Source organism: Mucilaginibacter sp. FW306-07-L, from assembly GCF_058782065.1.
Genome location: NZ_JBYSXI010000001.1, coordinates 921,723 through 933,678, shown reverse-complemented (window position 1 = coordinate 933,678; position 11,956 = coordinate 921,723). Strand labels below are relative to the sequence as shown.

The window sequence follows — 11,956 nt, the reverse complement described above, 5'->3', positions numbered from 1 at the left end:
GATCTGATCCTTTAAACCCCAAAGAATGATTTAAGCACCGTAGCTACAACGACCAGAAAGATGCAGCTGCCAAACCAACTGGAAGCTACTTTGCCGGTATCATGTTCACCGTCGTTCCATTTTTTATAGACCTTGATAGCACCAACCAGTCCAACTAGTGCGCCTATGGCATACATTAATGTCGTACCGGTAGAAAAGTAACTTTTGACCTGCGTTGTCGCCTCCTGTATCCCTGCATTACCATCTTGCGCATACAGCGTATAGCTGACCAGCGTCATGATGAAAACCGCAATGATACTTTTCCACCAGCGTTCAATTTTAGCGTTACGCTTTACTTTTAAATTTTTCATGATGTTTGATATTATGGATTAATAAATAGGATGATTTAAAAAGGCAGGTCATCAGCAGCGAGCTGAAAAGGCAGCGACCGGGATCTTTCGATCATCTGAACTTTTAACAAATTCAAGTCGATCTCCCGGTCATGCGCACCATAGCCACTTACCAATATCTTCAGCAAGGAGATAAACTCCGCTTTGTCATCGACGGTCGAGAAAGCCGTGATCAACTGGGCTGTTTCTTCAATAAGGCGCTGTTGTGGTGACGGGCTGTCTGTAACCGGATCTGTTGAAGGTTCCCCAACCATGTTTTCGGAGTCCGGTTCTTCATCGGCGAATTGCAGATCCTGTTCATCACTTATCGTAATATTGGGGTCTTGCCGTGCAAGTCCCATTACCTGGAATGGTGTAACAGGAACATTTGGCAAATTTCCTATAGTTGTTCTTTTGGTGGTAAACAACTGAGTGATCTCGCGTTGATAGTAGCGAAGGAGCACATAGCTGTAATAGATGATGCCGGTCAGGGCGATGGCTGCAAAATATTGCTGCCAGGAAATGGATGACAACATAACGCTTTGATTTAAAGATCATCCGCACCATGCAGCGATCTCTGAAACAAAGGTTGGGCTATCTGAAAATCTTTTTTCACACCTCATGTACGAGGTAGGTATTATTTATTTATAACTAACTAATAATTAGTGAATTATAAATCACCCGAATTTCAAGGATTGCTGAATATCTCCGTCCTCATCCAACTTCATATCGATCTTTCTCAGCAAAGCCAGCCTGAGTTTATCCAAAAACGCAGTGCGATCCTTCTTTCTACGGGTGATATCCGTGTATTTATGATAGTAATGGCGCAGGTCGGCATGGAACACCGTTTCGAAAACCCTAACCACCGTTTTGATCTCGGCGCTTCCATGGTTGAATACCCCTAAGGCGACCAGCGCGTAGATCAGCTCGATCAGGTCTGTTTTGGTGAACGTCCAGGTTAGTTCTGTATCAGCAGCAATTTCCGGCTGTATGTTTCCTCCATTGTCCAACCTGAGTAATTCCAAGTTCAGATAATCCTGAAATTTTTCATTGGCCATGATCTTGGAAAGTTTATAGTCATGTGAAGTTGAATACAGTTCATCTTCCTCGAAATCTTCAAGTTCAACATACACGTCAAAGCCACCGCGCGTAAAATAGCGCTCATCCATGCTGTCGTCACCGGCGCGATAGTATTGAAAGAAAGAATGGTTGTGATCAAAAAAACGTTTGAGATCGGCCAATTGCTGTTGAATATATTCTCTAACCACCGTATCACCACCAAGCGGCAGATGGGTCAGAAAATTATATACGTTGATGAAGTAAATGTACTTGCTGTAGAACCGTGGCTTGATCTCTTTGAAGAATTCTATCTCCTCTTCCCTGCTTTCAAAAGCATACGATGAAATGTAGCTCTTTAACTTGGCCATGGCCTTTTTGCATATCTTGATCGATTCCTTCAGTTGGTCCGTTTGGGAGCCGCCATTCAAGATGACCTCATTGAGTTGATTATCCATTGCGGCATAGATCCGTTCAGCAAATATTTTCATGTTCAGGTGAAGTAAGTAAGTAATAAGCAAAAATTTATCATTAAGGTATTGCTCAAAAATCATCGAAGTGGTGACATCAGGAAATAATTTAATTTTTAGTAAATATTAAATTCATAAACGGTGTCACCAGTTGCTAAAAAACATATGCATTTCTTTGCAAAAGCAGCACCTGACCTGTAAATGACAGCCGCCACACTCATCGACCTCCTGGACGGATATACGGAACTTAGTCCCGCATTCCGCACGGCTGTGCTGGCTTGTGCAACCTCAGAGCGTTACCTGACCCACCAGGTTATACAGGCCGCAGGGCAGATCGAACAGCGTGTCTGGTTTGTTTCGGAAGGTTTACTCCGGCGCTATTATTTTGATGATAATGGTCGTGAGCATACGACAGGATTCTATCGGGAAGGAGACGTCGTTTTTTCCTATGAAGGATTCCAAAAACTACCGGTGCATCATTATACGGAAACCCTTGAAGCATCCGTGTTATTTGCATTGACGTACCAGCAAATCACTGATGACTTAAACAGCTTCAGGGAGACGCAAGTTTTGAAGGAGGTCTTCATGTATCAAAGAGAACGTGCCGAGCGTGCCCGTATGCAGGCACTTACACGACCCGCAGAAGTACGCTACCAGATGCTTAGGCGGGAACAGGCATGGCTTTTCGGACGGATCCCCTTAAGACTGATCGCCAACTACCTCAACATGACGCGGGAGAACCTGAGCAGGCTGATCTCCAAAGATCATTGATCTATTTCATTGAAACTGGTGATCGCCGCCGGTTGAACTCGTGATCGAGATCACCTTCAGCAGGGCACCACCTGACTTAACTTCGATCTACCCGAAAGTTATAAGAAAGGAGGTCCACAAAGAGGAGAAGCAACAGCGCCGAAAGATCAAGGATCTGCACGCGCACAGGTGATCGCCGAACACCTGCGTAAAAAGAGGCAGTTCAATTCATTTACTTAAAGTTTTATGCATTTTGATCTAAAATGCACCTATACCATGAAAAAGTTCATTTTCCCTGTAGTTCTCGCTGTAATGGTCTTTGTGGCCAGTGCTTTTACCCTGCAAAAAAAAGCTGCCATCAAACCAACCGCCAAAGCCAATACCGTATGGTATTTCACAGGTGACAACATTAATGAAGCAGACCAGTCCGCTCACTGGTCACAAACTGATCCGCAATTGGGTTGCGGTTCCGGCGTTGATCTGCCATGTCAGATGACCGTTGCTGATGCCCCTGATCAAGCGACCTTGCAAACCTTTTTAAACGGAAAAAGCGACGCCGCTATCCGTGACACGTATGCCGATTCAAAACGTGCCGAATAATCATAGGATTCCCCTGGCCGGTTGGTCAGGGGAATTTTACCAAAAAGCTTTAAGATGAGCCTAATAGATCGGCCACATTATTAACCGTCAATCGTTTAAGATTACTGCGTAACATGCTTCGTTTTCGCTGAAGAATTAAATTTTTTCCCCGTTCCAATAAATTGCGGAGCACAGCCAAACATTTTTTTAAATGCATATGAGAAATGAGACAAGTTCTCGAAGCCGGCCTCCCGGTAAACGGCTGCTGGTTTCTGATTACCGTCAGTCAGCAGGTAGTAAGCAAATTTTAGTCGTTTTTCTGTGAGCCACCGTTGTGGAGTGACGCCATAAATATTCCTGAAATCCCGCTTAAAAGTGGTCAGGCTTCGTCCTGTGAGAAAGCTGAATCTTTCCAGAGACATGTTGAACTTAAAATTGCGTTCCATAAAATCAGCCAGATCGATCTTGCCAGGTTCAGAAAAATCCGCTAAATAGGTATCGATATTACTATCTATCGTCCTTAGAATGGTGAGCGCCTCATCAATCTTAAGCGCTATAAGCGCGTCCGTGATTGAATTCTGTGCATCGAAATAAGGATGCAGCGACGTAAAGTAACTATCCAGCAATGGATGTTCTTTGTAAGCATTGATCCCAGATCGATGTTTGGTGTTTTTGATAACAGGATTGCGGGAGTAATAATCTTTTAATCGATCAGTTTTTAATATGACCAGGACGCACTTATAAGGCTGGCCATGCTTAGGGTATTGAATGACAGTTGACAGTTCGCGCCTGGGGAAAAGGATGGTATCTCCGGGGCCATAAACCTCACTTCTATCCGCTAACACGATTTTAACTTCCCCGGAAAGTATCCGAACGAAACAATGGTGTTGGAGCATGACCTCGTTCTTTAGATACTTTTCTTCCAGGCAGGTCATCACCACTTCAGCCGCAGGATCTAAAAGCTTCTTCTCCATGAATTAAAAGTACTAACAGAAAATGTAAAATGGCGGGCGAATACCGGCTTAATGCCCTGTTAACTTTTCACTTTCGTTAAATGGGTCATTTGAAATGCCTGGTACAATTTTTCATTTGCCGCATCCAATTGTCGGTTCAACGGGCCAACCAGCTCTCCCATGAACATGGCATCGACCTCGGTGCGGACAGGACGGGAACCGTGCGGCAGCCTTAGTAATTTGATTAAAGCATTCGAGACCATCTTTGGATTTTGGTCAGGGTTTGAAGCAAATACCTCATCAATGGATGCCAACATAGCCGCAGGGAGATCTTTGATGGGGCCATAGTCCAGCGTACGATCCGGATCACTCGGTTGAAGTAAAGAACCGATGAATTGCGTAGGAAAAGCCCCCGGTTCAATGATACAACTTTCGATTCCGAGATTCGACACTTCTGTGCGATAGCTTTCTGCCAATGCCTCGGCCGCCCACTTTGACGGACAATAAGGGCCCGGAAATGGTACGGCAAGCCTAGCGCTCAGACTTGAAATCAAAAGTAATAAACCTTGCTGCTGTTTCTTCATAAAGGGAAGAACGGCACGGGTCATGCGCTGTACACCGAACACATTGACATCAAATACTTTTTTCCAGTCGTCAGCAGTAAACGATTCCTGGATGCCGACAGTTCCGATCCCGGCATTATTGATCAGAATATCAATGCTGCCCATCTCTGCTGCGGCCCTGCCGACTCCTTCTATCACGCTGTCGTCATCTGTAACATCGATCTCCACGACGAATACACCATCCTGCTTCAACTTGTCCGCAACTTGCTTATTCCTGCCCGCTGCGTCACGTAATGTACCGGTCACGGTATAACCTTCTTCAAGTAAAGCCTCAATCATCACTGTTCCAAAACCACCGGCCGCGCCGGTGATCAATACATTTTTTAGTTCGTCCATTGCTGTTGGATTTAAATCAGAACACAAAAGTAATTGCCCTTCGCTTATCAAACTTTGTTCAAACGTCCTATTTTACTTTGTTTAAAAGGCTTTCACAGGTCATCTATTCTGGCAGCCGATGCTCCATTGGAGTTATTGATAAACATCAATGAGTTCTGGTAACCGGCAAGATAGTTTTGTTGCAGTCCAATAAGGATGACAACAAGCAACATCACAACACATGAAACTCAGCATTCAAAACCTCACATCTACATGCCTGCATATCAGGCAAATTTATTATTCAGCAATAACCGTAGCGTTTATACTCCTGGCGCCGGCGTTAAGCTTTGGCCAGGGTTATGTAGAAGGCGTTACCATCAGTTACGAGCACATGCCCATGAAAATTGAAACGCCGAACGGTGACCAGAAGTTTACGGGTAACAACCTCAAGATCGGCACATCGATACCCATATTCCTGGCGGCTAATAAGTCTAAGTACTTGATTGTAGGCGGTAATCTGGAAGCCTTCAATTTTTCGGGAATTCACCCCGACTTCGATGTGAAACGCGTGTACAGTATCTCGCCCACTTTCGGCTACAGCACTATGGTCAGCAAGGCCTTTAATCTCACCGCCCTGCTTACACCAACCATGAACAGCGACTATAAAGATGTAAAAAGCTCCGACATCAAGTTCGGCGCGATCGTTCGCGGAAGCTGGAAAGCAAATGACAATATCAGTTGGAGGGCGGTGTTAGGTTACCGCAGGCAGTTCTACGGCCCGCAATACGTGGTCCTGGTGGGTATGGACTGGAGGGTAAACGAAAAATGGCAGATATTCGGCGACGTACCGCACAGCCTTACAGCAAGCTATGGGGTAAATGAAAAAGTGAATGCCGGCTTCAACCTTTTTGTGCAAAACGCAACTTACCTGTTAAATAACCAGGATCGTTATTTTGAATACAATACAGTCAATCCGGGCCTTTTCATTGAACGCTATATTTCACCTAAATGGGCCGTGAGGGCCACGGCTGCCTACACGCTGATCCGCAACATGGAGATCTACAATAAAACAGATAAGGCCAAAGGATTTATAGATTTTTACGAGCTGGGCGACCGAAAAGACCCGATCAACCCGGAAGTGTCTACCGGATTAGCATTTAAGATCGGCCTGAGTTATCGCATATTCCCGGGTAAAAAGTAACCAACCATATCATTATGATCATGACCAGAATAACTATTGGCCTGGTGGCTGGATGCTTCCTGACTATATTAAATATTTATCCCATCTACGCAGTTGTCTTATCTCCCTGGAATATCTTGAACTTCGGCAAACTGCCTATTAGCAGTAATAACCGTATGAAGTTACTTGCAGATAGCAGCGAAAAAAAAACACCAACACTTAAAAGGCCTGAAGACGCCCTTACGTTAAGCAGGTTTAGTAAAGACGGGCAGATACACACCCTCGCTGTATTAAGCGACAATGGAGAACAGGTTTCAGGTATTGACCTAAGCATAGCGTTAAAGCGATACGACCAAAATGTTTTTGAAGTGATCAGCGGTCTGGCATTTGACGATGTGGTAAAGATCGTTCGTTCAGGTTCAGCAACCACGGTCGTTAAATATCATGATCTGTTGCCCAGCGTTGCCGGTGAGACGCATTTGGCTATTGGTATCAATTATGCGGAGCATGGTAAAGAAACCGGGCAGGTCAGGCCTTTCATGTTCCCAAAGATCGTAGAGACCGATCCGGCTATCCATCAACTAAAGTATACAAAGGGCTGGCTGCTGGACCACGAGGTGGAACTGGGCATAGTTTTTCCTTCAGCTGTATGCGCTGCAACTGATCTTAACCACAGCAGAATCGGCTTCGTGGTGGTGAATGATTTTACCGACCGGGCGACACTCATGCGCAAAATGGATAGTAAGAATGTAACGGGCGGTAAGGGCTTTCCGGATGCGAAAAGCAAAAAAGGATTTCTGCCAACCGGCCCTTATATGGTTATACCCAGAAACTGGCGGACGTTTGTAAAGGAACTACATCTGACGCTTTCAGTCAATGGCCATATTCGCCAGAGCGGGTATGCGAAAGACATGGTGTGGAACATCAACAAGATCATTGAGCGATCTCTGTCAGTTAAAGGTGAGCGAAAAAGCTATTATCAGGATAAAATGGTAAAACTATTTAATGGTGACTGCATTCCAGCCAACAGTATCATCATCACCGGCACACCCTCGGGTGTGGTATTTAATGCGCCAACCACTGGGTTCATTATTGGTGCCGTCACCAAATACATTTTTACCGGTGGCTTTTTTAGTAATAAAATGCACCCTTATATTTTGCAGCAGTATTTAAAAAAGGAACTATCCAATCCACGCTATCTTAAACCCGGCGATCACATCGAAACGTCCATCAACTTTTTAGGAACGATCAAAACAAGTATAAGAAATTAGTTCAGAACATACTAATTAAGCAACCGGTATCTGAATAGACGGGGCGGTCAGCAATTGTTGCTACCGGCCCGTTTTGATGTTTTAACGACTTGCTTCATTCAATTTGTATATTGCAGCGATGTTGAATGGAACAAATTTTACCGTTCAACAAAAAGACCATCATCTCACATGAACGATCCTCAACATCTGAAAAAAATAGAAGCCTTTATCAAACAGATCGTTCACCCAAATGCGGAAGAATGGGCCGCTTTCGCGGATATCGTAAAAGCCAAAAAACTAAAAAAGAAAGAGCTGCTCTTGGAAGAAGCTCAAACCTGCAACTTTATCGCCTTTATCAATTCCGGCGTTATCAGGGAATATTCGTTTCAAAACGGCAAGGAAACTACCGTTGATTTCGTTTCAGAGAACCAGTTTATAACCGATTACCAAAGCTTCATTATGCAAACGCCTACTATGCAATACCTGGAGGCGCTAACCGACGTCGACTTGCTGATCCTGAAAAAAGACGGTATCAATTCACTCTTCGACAGGTATAAAGTTTGGGAGCGCTTCGGCAGGTTGATCATAGAACGCGTGTTTTGCGGCGTGGAAGCCAAACGCAAGAAGATCATTGCCACTACACATGAAGAACAGTATCGTGATTTTGCTGCCGCGTATCCGCAAATCGTTCAGCAAGTGCCACAGTATTACATTGCCTCTTATTTAGGCGTAACACCGGAGCATTTAAGCAGGATCAGGAAGAAAGTATAACGAAATTAAGTATGTACGAGGTAATTACACAATCATTACGCAAACTGGTTGACTTCGCCGATGAGGAGCTTTTTTTGTTTATGCAAAAACTTAAACCTATGCACCTAAAAAAGCATGAATTGTATTTAAAAGAAGGCCAGGTATGTAAAAAGATGGTACTGGTACACAAAGGCGGCCTCCGGTATTTTTCAAGAGGTGCAAAAAGCGATCATACCATTGGATTTGCCTTCGAAGGCGAATGGCTGGGCGATTATGAAAGTTTCTTACTGCAAACCCCTTCGGGCTGCCTGATTGAAGCACTTGAAGATTGCGAGCTTTATACGCTAAGCTATCCGGACATGCAGGCCTTGTACCAGCATAGCCAGCGGTTTGAAAGATTTGGTCGTATTATGGCCGAACAGCTTTTCTTAGCTACGGCTAAAAGCAAAAGTAACCTCATGCTTCAAACCGCTAAAGAGCGGTATATGGCGCTGCTAACCAGCCAGCCGCAAATCTTTGAAAGATTGCCTCAACACCTGATCGCATCCTACCTGGGCATACAACCCCAAAGCCTGAGCCGTATACGCGCCGATGTAGCTAAGACCAGGTTAACATAGGTTAACAAAATTCAGATTTTTTTTAACCCAGCCACATTTTTTCATAGCCTTGATACGTGCAGTTTTGTAGTGCGCATTTTAACGCGCCCTCAAGATATCTATATGGGCACATCACAACTCTTTTCGCTGGCAAGTACAATAGCTGCATTGCAATGGGTTATATTGATCATTCTTCCTAAATGGAGGTTAACACAATGGTTGATCAGGTATCCTGTAGTGCCTATATTGTTGTCGGTTATCTACTGCATTTACATCGTTGGCTTTTTTAACACGCCAGGCGGCGGGTATAACTCTTTACAGCAAGTGCGTACCCTCTTTGCCGATGACCGCCTGTTGCTGGCCGGTTGGATACATTACCTGGCATTTGATCTGCTCATCGGCTTTGCTATAGTCAAATCCTCACAGGAAAAAAACATTGCACACTGGCTGATCATTCCCTGCCTGATATTAACATTCATGTTCGGGCCATGCGGCTTTCTGATCTATCAGATTATCAAAAAAATTAAATAACAATTATGAGAACATTATTTAACCGCATAAAGGTCAGTAGCCCTGTTTTATATTATTGTGGCGTGGCGCACCTCCTGCTGTTTATTGTGCTGATCATCATTTCACAAATAGATCAGCGGCAGTTGCTGGGCGTGAACGTATGGGTAAAGCCGGTCAAATTTGCCATATCTATAGCCATCTATTGTTTAAGCTGGCCTTTGCTTTTACAATATTTTCCATTTGAACGGTTAAAAAAGCGCTTTGTCCGATTTACGGCGTTTGCCATGACCTTTGAGATGTTGGCAATCGCTACACAAGCCGCCAGGGGGCAGTTGTCACATTACAATCACTCCAGTGCGTATAACCTTCTTTTGTTTAATTTGATGGGTGTCGTTATCGTTTCACAAACCCTCTTTGCGCTATATATCGGAATCAAATTCTTTAAGGTAAAGGCTCTACAGGTTACCTCGGCAATGTTATGGGCAATAAGGTTAGGCATTATCATGTCGTGCTTTTTTGCGCTGGAGGGCGGCATAATGGCAGCAAAAATGGCGCACACCGTAGGCGCTGCCGATGGCAGCCGCGGGCTTCCCCTACTGAATTGGAGCCGCATTGCCGGCGATTTGCGTATAGCCCATTTTGTGGGATTGCATGCCCTTCAAATTTTACCGCTGTTTGTTTTATTAACGCGGTTTAAAAGTGCACGGCCAGCGATAATCTTTTCGTCGGGTTATTTCATCGTTGTTATGCTGCTGCTGGTTAATGCTTTTTTAGGACGGCCGTTAATATAGCGGGTTTTAGAGAAACTTCCATGATGTTCCATTAAGCCTTAATTATTCCCGAGAATTACTTCTGTGAGTCTCTTAACCGGTTTCACGTTCTGAATACATCTGTCTATAGGCCTGGCAAGTAGTTTTTGATACCTGCGGCGTTTTTGGGTCCTGAGCTATTACTGTTTCTAAAAAACCGCGATTTGCGTCACCCCATTGGTTCATAGCATCAATGATAGGCATTATCGACCAACCGATCTCGGTAAGCGTATATTCTACCTTTGGCGGTAATTGTGGATAGATGGTTTTTTCTACCATACCATGTTCCTCTAACTCTTTCAACTGTACGTTCAATACCCGGCGTGTGGCAACCGGCAATAAACGAAGCATTTCACTGGGGCGCTTCACTCCCATTGATATAGCATTAAGCAGCGCAGGCTTCCATTTTCCGTTCAGCACTTCTTTGGTCAGGTGTAAACCACAATCAATGGTCAGGGGGATTTTTCTTTCGTACATATCTCGTTCTCCTAATTCAAAAATAGGCATTGTGCATCATTTATACATAGGGGATAATTTTGTCCCTATGCCATTAAACTCTCCCATATTGTTATGCAGCCACGTATATCCGAGGTTTGCTTAAAAAAAGCAATGGATAAATCAACACAGCCTCTGTTAGAGGGATATCAGTTAGGTGATCTTAAATTGAAGAACCGGGTAGTGATGGCGTCAATGACCCGTGGACGTGCCACCAACAGCGGCTTAATACCTACGCCTTTAATGGCACAATATTATGCGCAACGTGCATCAGCAGGATTAATTTTAAGCGAAGGCACTTGGGTGAGCCCCAAAGCTATCGGGTTTATAAATGTGCCCGGCATTTACACAGCAGAACAGGTTGAGGGGTGGAAAATGGTTACTAAAGCGGTGCATGAAAATAACGGTTTAATTTTTTTACAACTTGGCCATATCGGTTCGGCATCTCACCCCGATCATTTGAATGGCGAGTTACCCGCTGGTCCGTCCGCCATTAACCCGCTAACGCAATCGTTCACTCCCGAAGGATTTAAAGCTTCACTTACTCCGCGGGAATTGACCATTACCGAAATCAAACAAACCATACAGGATTACAAGCAAGCCGCTCAAAATGCAAAGGACGCGGGATTTGATGGTGTTGAAGTTCATGCACAGGCAGGCATGTTGATCCCGCAGTTCTTAAGCCTGGCTACCAATCAACGTACCGATGAATACGGCGGTAGTATAGAGAACCGGTCTCGTATAATTTTTGACATTCTAAATGCAATTATGGAAGTTTGGGACAGCACCCGTGTATCTATCCGTTTTACACCGGTAATGTACTCGCATGTAGGTATTGTAACTCCTGATGAAGAGACCATCCCGTTATTTCAGTACATCTTAAAAGAACTAAATGATTACAACCTGGCTTTTTTACATATTGTAGGCCCTGCGGAGGATTTGACGGGCACACCGGTGGAGGTACTTCAAAATGACTATTTCAACCACTTCAGGCATCACTACAAAGGTGTATTAATGGCAAACCTGGGCTTTACACAGCAATCTGCCAATGCTATAGTGAATGAAGGAAAAGCCGATTTGGTGTCGTTTGGTAAGTTATTTATTGCCAATCCTGATCTGGTAGAACGCTTTTCAAATCTGCTGCCTTTGGCTGAGGTTGATCCGGATACTTTTTACAGCGGAGAAGAAAAAGGTTATACCGATTATCCAAAAGTTCTTAATGAAGAGTCTCGAACATATTAGTAAAACAGGG

Annotated in this window: 15 protein-coding genes; 9 read left to right on the top strand and 6 right to left on the bottom strand. The window is 44.3% G+C overall.

Annotated elements, in window-relative coordinates:
* Window positions 1–11: 11 nt before the first annotated feature.
* The 3 genes from AC3WJC_RS04240 to AC3WJC_RS04230 all read right to left on the bottom strand — a co-directional run bounded on the left by AC3WJC_RS04240 (window position 12) and on the right by AC3WJC_RS04230 (window position 1,915).
* Complete coding sequence (locus AC3WJC_RS04240) at window positions 12–350, bottom strand: DUF4134 domain-containing protein (protein WP_492397825.1); 339 nt, start codon at window positions 348–350, stop codon at window positions 12–14.
* A gap of 35 nt (window positions 351–385) precedes the next feature.
* On the bottom strand, window positions 386–904 hold the full coding sequence (locus AC3WJC_RS04235) for a hypothetical protein (RefSeq protein ID WP_492397824.1): 519 nt from the start codon (window positions 902–904) through the stop codon (window positions 386–388).
* Window positions 905–1,045: 141 nt separating this feature from the next.
* Window positions 1,046–1,915 carry an RteC domain-containing protein gene (locus AC3WJC_RS04230; protein WP_492397823.1) on the bottom strand — a complete coding sequence of 290 codons (870 nt, stop codon included), beginning with the start codon at window positions 1,913–1,915 and terminating at the stop codon, window positions 1,046–1,048.
* A gap of 180 nt (window positions 1,916–2,095) precedes the next feature.
* Between AC3WJC_RS04230 and AC3WJC_RS04225 the strand changes: the two genes are divergently transcribed.
* Both AC3WJC_RS04225 and AC3WJC_RS04220 read left to right on the top strand, forming a co-directional pair.
* On the top strand, window positions 2,096–2,665 hold the full coding sequence (locus AC3WJC_RS04225) for a Crp/Fnr family transcriptional regulator (RefSeq protein ID WP_492397822.1): 570 nt from the start codon (window positions 2,096–2,098) through the stop codon (window positions 2,663–2,665).
* 255 nt (window positions 2,666–2,920) lie between these two features.
* The gene (locus AC3WJC_RS04220) at window positions 2,921–3,244 is read left to right on the top strand and encodes a hypothetical protein (RefSeq protein ID WP_492397821.1); all 324 of its coding nucleotides are present in this window, start codon (window positions 2,921–2,923) and stop codon (window positions 3,242–3,244) included.
* Between the two features lie 101 nt (window positions 3,245–3,345).
* Here AC3WJC_RS04220 and AC3WJC_RS04215 read toward each other — a convergent pair whose 3' ends face one another.
* Together AC3WJC_RS04215 and AC3WJC_RS04210 are read right to left on the bottom strand one after the other, a co-directional pair.
* Entirely contained in the window at window positions 3,346–4,197 is an 852-nt protein-coding gene (locus tag AC3WJC_RS04215; protein WP_492397820.1) for a helix-turn-helix domain-containing protein, read from the bottom strand.
* A 59-nt stretch (window positions 4,198–4,256) separates the two neighbouring features.
* Window positions 4,257–5,135 (bottom strand): SDR family NAD(P)-dependent oxidoreductase, encoded by an 879-nt coding sequence (locus AC3WJC_RS04210; RefSeq protein WP_492397819.1) that lies wholly within the window; start codon window positions 5,133–5,135, stop codon window positions 4,257–4,259.
* A 220-nt stretch (window positions 5,136–5,355) separates the two neighbouring features.
* On the opposite strand from AC3WJC_RS04210, the gene AC3WJC_RS04205 reads away from it, so the two are divergent.
* The 6 genes from AC3WJC_RS04205 to AC3WJC_RS04180 all read left to right on the top strand — a co-directional run bounded on the left by AC3WJC_RS04205 (window position 5,356) and on the right by AC3WJC_RS04180 (window position 10,191).
* Complete coding sequence (locus AC3WJC_RS04205) at window positions 5,356–6,315, top strand: DUF6268 family outer membrane beta-barrel protein (RefSeq protein WP_492397818.1); 960 nt, start codon at window positions 5,356–5,358, stop codon at window positions 6,313–6,315.
* Window positions 6,316–6,335: 20 nt separating this feature from the next.
* Window positions 6,336–7,565: a fumarylacetoacetate hydrolase family protein gene (locus tag AC3WJC_RS04200; RefSeq protein WP_492397817.1), complete on the top strand. Its 1,230-nt coding sequence runs from the start codon at window positions 6,336–6,338 to the stop codon at window positions 7,563–7,565.
* Window positions 7,566–7,733: 168 nt separating this feature from the next.
* Entirely contained in the window at window positions 7,734–8,315 is a 582-nt protein-coding gene (locus AC3WJC_RS04195; RefSeq protein WP_492397816.1) for a Crp/Fnr family transcriptional regulator, read from the top strand.
* An 11-nt stretch (window positions 8,316–8,326) separates the two neighbouring features.
* Complete coding sequence (locus tag AC3WJC_RS04190) at window positions 8,327–8,911, top strand: Crp/Fnr family transcriptional regulator (RefSeq protein ID WP_492397815.1); 585 nt, start codon at window positions 8,327–8,329, stop codon at window positions 8,909–8,911.
* 102 nt (window positions 8,912–9,013) lie between these two features.
* Entirely contained in the window at window positions 9,014–9,421 is a 408-nt protein-coding gene (locus AC3WJC_RS04185) for an ABA4-like family protein (RefSeq protein WP_492397814.1), read from the top strand.
* 5 nt (window positions 9,422–9,426) lie between these two features.
* The gene (locus AC3WJC_RS04180; protein ID WP_492397813.1) at window positions 9,427–10,191 is read left to right on the top strand and encodes a hypothetical protein; all 765 of its coding nucleotides are present in this window, start codon (window positions 9,427–9,429) and stop codon (window positions 10,189–10,191) included.
* A gap of 72 nt (window positions 10,192–10,263) precedes the next feature.
* Here AC3WJC_RS04180 and AC3WJC_RS04175 read toward each other — a convergent pair whose 3' ends face one another.
* Complete coding sequence (locus AC3WJC_RS04175) at window positions 10,264–10,686, bottom strand: winged helix-turn-helix transcriptional regulator (RefSeq protein WP_492397812.1); 423 nt, start codon at window positions 10,684–10,686, stop codon at window positions 10,264–10,266.
* Between the two features lie 132 nt (window positions 10,687–10,818).
* Here AC3WJC_RS04175 and AC3WJC_RS04170 point away from each other — a divergent pair, with 132 nt between their 5' ends.
* Window positions 10,819–11,946: an alkene reductase gene (locus tag AC3WJC_RS04170; protein WP_492397811.1), complete on the top strand. Its 1,128-nt coding sequence runs from the start codon at window positions 10,819–10,821 to the stop codon at window positions 11,944–11,946.
* The last annotated feature ends 10 nt before the right edge of the window (window positions 11,947–11,956 follow it).

What these genes read in the sequence shown, in the direction of transcription:
- AC3WJC_RS04240 (WP_492397825.1), bottom strand. Translation starts at nt 350, where the DNA reads ATGAAAAATTTAAAAGTAAAGCGTAACGCTAAAATTGAACGCTGGTGG.
- AC3WJC_RS04235 (WP_492397824.1), bottom strand. Translation starts at nt 904, where the DNA reads ATGTTGTCATCCATTTCCTGGCAGCAATATTTTGCAGCCATCGCCCTG.
- AC3WJC_RS04230 (WP_492397823.1), bottom strand. Translation starts at nt 1,915, where the DNA reads ATGAAAATATTTGCTGAACGGATCTATGCCGCAATGGATAATCAACTC.
- AC3WJC_RS04225 (WP_492397822.1), top strand. Translation starts at nt 2,096, where the DNA reads ATGACAGCCGCCACACTCATCGACCTCCTGGACGGATATACGGAACTT.
- AC3WJC_RS04220 (WP_492397821.1), top strand. Translation starts at nt 2,921, where the DNA reads ATGAAAAAGTTCATTTTCCCTGTAGTTCTCGCTGTAATGGTCTTTGTG.
- AC3WJC_RS04215 (WP_492397820.1), bottom strand. Translation starts at nt 4,197, where the DNA reads ATGGAGAAGAAGCTTTTAGATCCTGCGGCTGAAGTGGTGATGACCTGC.
- AC3WJC_RS04210 (WP_492397819.1), bottom strand. Translation starts at nt 5,135, where the DNA reads ATGGACGAACTAAAAAATGTATTGATCACCGGCGCGGCCGGTGGTTTT.
- AC3WJC_RS04205 (WP_492397818.1), top strand. Translation starts at nt 5,356, where the DNA reads ATGAAACTCAGCATTCAAAACCTCACATCTACATGCCTGCATATCAGG.
- AC3WJC_RS04200 (WP_492397817.1), top strand. Translation starts at nt 6,336, where the DNA reads ATGACCAGAATAACTATTGGCCTGGTGGCTGGATGCTTCCTGACTATA.
- AC3WJC_RS04195 (WP_492397816.1), top strand. Translation starts at nt 7,734, where the DNA reads ATGAACGATCCTCAACATCTGAAAAAAATAGAAGCCTTTATCAAACAG.
- AC3WJC_RS04190 (WP_492397815.1), top strand. Translation starts at nt 8,327, where the DNA reads ATGTACGAGGTAATTACACAATCATTACGCAAACTGGTTGACTTCGCC.
- AC3WJC_RS04185 (WP_492397814.1), top strand. Translation starts at nt 9,014, where the DNA reads ATGGGCACATCACAACTCTTTTCGCTGGCAAGTACAATAGCTGCATTG.
- AC3WJC_RS04180 (WP_492397813.1), top strand. Translation starts at nt 9,427, where the DNA reads ATGAGAACATTATTTAACCGCATAAAGGTCAGTAGCCCTGTTTTATAT.
- AC3WJC_RS04175 (WP_492397812.1), bottom strand. Translation starts at nt 10,686, where the DNA reads ATGTACGAAAGAAAAATCCCCCTGACCATTGATTGTGGTTTACACCTG.
- AC3WJC_RS04170 (WP_492397811.1), top strand. Translation starts at nt 10,819, where the DNA reads ATGGATAAATCAACACAGCCTCTGTTAGAGGGATATCAGTTAGGTGAT.